Source organism: Brevibacterium sp. HMSC063G07, from assembly GCF_001810665.1.
Classification (GTDB): domain Bacteria; phylum Actinomycetota; class Actinomycetes; order Actinomycetales; family Brevibacteriaceae; genus Brevibacterium.
On sequence record NZ_KV802340.1, the window covers coordinates 1 to 338 of the forward strand.

Annotated in this window: 1 protein-coding gene; it reads right to left on the reverse strand. The window is 54.7% G+C overall.

Annotated elements, in window-relative coordinates; genetic code table 11:
- Window positions 1-338: alpha/beta fold hydrolase (locus tag HMPREF2757_RS03840; protein WP_141750164.1), on the reverse strand; the 338-nt coding region annotated here is incomplete at both ends.

Below are 338 nucleotides of genomic sequence, written 5' to 3' on the forward strand. Positions count from 1 at the left end.
GGGTCGACAACACCGTCGAAGACCAGTTTGCCCACGTTGTCGCCAAACTTCTGGGCATAGCGGTACCCCAACGAGGTTCCGTAGGACCAGCCGACGTAGTTCAGCTTCTTATCACCGACAACAGAACGCAGCATGTCCATATCGCCAACAGCATCCCACGTGCCCAGGTGCTTAATCAGGTCTTTCCGGCCTTCAGCATCAAGACCAAACAGCTTCCCGGTGTTGTCAAAACACGCCTGAGCAGTCTTCTTGGTATCAGCGTTGTAGACTTCTTCGGCTTTGTCCCTGCCGTCCTTCCACGGATTCAAAGCACGCGAAGCATCCCGCTCCTTATCCGA